The sequence below is a fragment of the Amycolatopsis sp. SID8362 genome, from assembly GCF_010550475.1.
In the GTDB taxonomy this organism is placed as follows: Bacteria; Actinomycetota; Actinomycetes; order Mycobacteriales; family Pseudonocardiaceae; genus Amycolatopsis; species Amycolatopsis eburnea.
Genome location: NZ_JAAGNB010000806.1, coordinates 1 through 2,135, shown reverse-complemented (window position 1 = coordinate 2,135; position 2,135 = coordinate 1). Strand labels below are relative to the sequence as shown.

The window sequence follows — 2,135 nt, the reverse complement described above, 5'->3', positions numbered from 1 at the left end:
GCGGCGGTAGCGGTCGTAGACCTCTTCCATCGTCTCGACGCAGCCGGCGCGCGGCCGCACCTCGATCGAGCCGGGCGCCGCGGTGGCGGTGCGGGCCCGGGGGAGGGCCAGGCCCGCCTGGTGGCGCGGGACGGTCAGCCGCTGCGTGTAGGTCGCCGGCCCGTAGCCGAACCGGCGGTAGATCACGGCTTCGGAGGCCAGCAGCACCGAGAGGAACTCCCCGCGGGCGCGCAGGTCGCCGAGCTGGTGGCGCATCATCGCGCTGAGCACGCCCCGCCGCCGGTGCGAGGGCAGCACCCCGACGGCGGTCACCCCGGCGGCCGGGGCGAGTATCTCGCCGGGCAGGGTGAGCTCGAAGGAGTACGCGCCCGCGGTGCCGACGGGCTGCCCCTCCGGCGTCACGGCCAGCAGGTTCCGGTCCATTTCGAGCGCCGACCACCACACGCCGCCGTCCGCACCGGGGGTTTCCGGGAAGCGGCCCAGTGCGGTGTGGAACGTGACGACGAAGGCGTCGAGGTCCTGGTCGGTGGTCGGGCGGATCTCCATCGGGACAGTCCATCGCCGGGCCGGGGGCGGGGCAAGCGATTTACCCGGCACGGGTCCGCGTCCGCAGGAGGCTGGCCCCCACCGCCGTCGCGAGGATCGCGGCCACCACGCCCAGCGACAGCGCCGTCGGGATCTTCCAGACCTCCAGCAGCAGCATCTTCACGCCCACCCAGACCAGCACCAGCGCCAGCCCGAACTTGAGGTAGACGAACCGGTGCATGACGTCGGCCAGCAGGAAGTACATCGCCCGCAGGCCGAGGACCGCGAACGCGTTCGACGTGAAGACCAGGAACGGTTCCTGGGTGACCGCGAAGATCGCCGGGATCGAGTCGACCGCGAAGACGACGTCGACGACCTCGATCAGCACCAGGACCGCGAGCAGCGGCGTCGCCACCCAGCGGCCGCCTTCACGGACGAGGAACCTGGCGCCGTGGTGGCGGTCGGTCGAGGGGACGACCCGGCGGAACGCGCGCAGCACGACGTTGCGCTCGTAGTCGACCTCCTGCTCGCGGTGCAGCGCCATGCGGAAGCCGGTGACGACGAGGAAAGCCCCGAAGACGTACAGGATCCACGCGAAGCTCGCGATCAGCGCCGAGCCCGCCGCGATGAACACCGCGCGGAACACGAGCGCGCCGAGCACGCCGTAGAACAGGACGCGGTGCTGGTGCTCCCGCGGGACGGCGAAGTACCCGAAGATGATCGCGAACACGAAGACGTTGTCGACCGCCAGCGACTTTTCGATGACGTAGCCCGCGAAGTACTGGCCCGCGAACTCCGCGCCCCAGACCCACCAGACGACGGCGCCGAAGGCCAGCCCCAGTGTCACCCACACGCCCGACCAGGCCAGCGCTTCGCGGACGCCGACCACGTGCGCGCGGCGGTGGGCAGCCAGGTCGACGGCGAGCATCGCCAGGATGACGCCGAGCACGGCGAGCCAGGCCCAGAACGGAACGGTCATTCCCACACTCCTCCGGTTCGGTCACGAACCAGAGGTCTCCCCGGCCACACGCGGTGTGACGCCGGCACCGGACTGCGCTCGGGCAGCCGTACTGACGATGCCGGACCGGGCGGGTACTCCCCTCCGTGCGTCCAGAATGACGAACTGCACTTCGTCTGTCAAGTTCGGACGTCTACTGTGGCCGGTATGGCTTCGTGGACGTTCCTGAGCAACCACGCGCACGTTTTGCTGTGCGTGGCCGCGGATCCCGACTCGACGCTGCACGACATCGCCGCCCGGGTGGGCATCACGGAACGCGGGGTGCAGCTCATCCTCCGCGACCTGATCGAAGAGGGCTACCTCGAGCGCGAGCGGGTCGGGCGGCGCAACCACTACCGGATCCACCCGGAAGGCCGGCTGCGTCACCCGCTGGAAGCCCACCACCGGGTGGCCGACCTGGTCGCGGCGCTCGGCCTCGACGAGAAAGCCGCGCCGGGACGCTGAAGCTCAGCCGGCGGCCGGACCGGTGGTTTCGCCGAGCACCAGCGAGGGGATCACGGGGTCCGGCTCGGCCTGTGGCAGCCCGTCGAGCCGGCCCACCGCCAGCTGGACCGCCCGCACGCCCAGCTCGCGCGCCGGCACGACCACCGCC

3 protein-coding genes are annotated in these 2,135 nt (G+C 71.4%); 1 reads left to right on the top strand and 2 read right to left on the bottom strand.

Annotation, left to right across the window (positions count from 1 at the left end; translation table 11 throughout):
* On the bottom strand, nt 1–546 hold a 546-nt coding region (locus G3I65_RS24895), incomplete at its 3' end, for a GNAT family N-acetyltransferase (RefSeq protein WP_160698244.1).
* 40 nt (nt 547–586) lie between these two features.
* The gene (locus tag G3I65_RS24890; RefSeq protein ID WP_160698243.1) at nt 587–1,504 is read right to left on the bottom strand and encodes a TerC family protein; all 918 of its coding nucleotides are present in this window, start codon (nt 1,502–1,504) and stop codon (nt 587–589) included.
* 186 nt (nt 1,505–1,690) lie between these two features.
* Between G3I65_RS24890 and G3I65_RS24885 the strand changes: the two genes are divergently transcribed.
* Complete coding sequence (locus tag G3I65_RS24885) at nt 1,691–1,987, top strand: winged helix-turn-helix domain-containing protein (protein WP_160698242.1); 297 nt, start codon at nt 1,691–1,693, stop codon at nt 1,985–1,987.
* The last annotated feature ends 148 nt before the right edge of the window (nt 1,988–2,135 follow it).

Coding starts and splice junctions, on each gene's coding strand:
- G3I65_RS24890 (WP_160698243.1), bottom strand. CDS start 1,504: ATGACCGTTCCGTTCTGGGCCTGGCTCGCCGTGCTCGGCGTCATCCTG.
- G3I65_RS24885 (WP_160698242.1), top strand. CDS start 1,691: ATGGCTTCGTGGACGTTCCTGAGCAACCACGCGCACGTTTTGCTGTGC.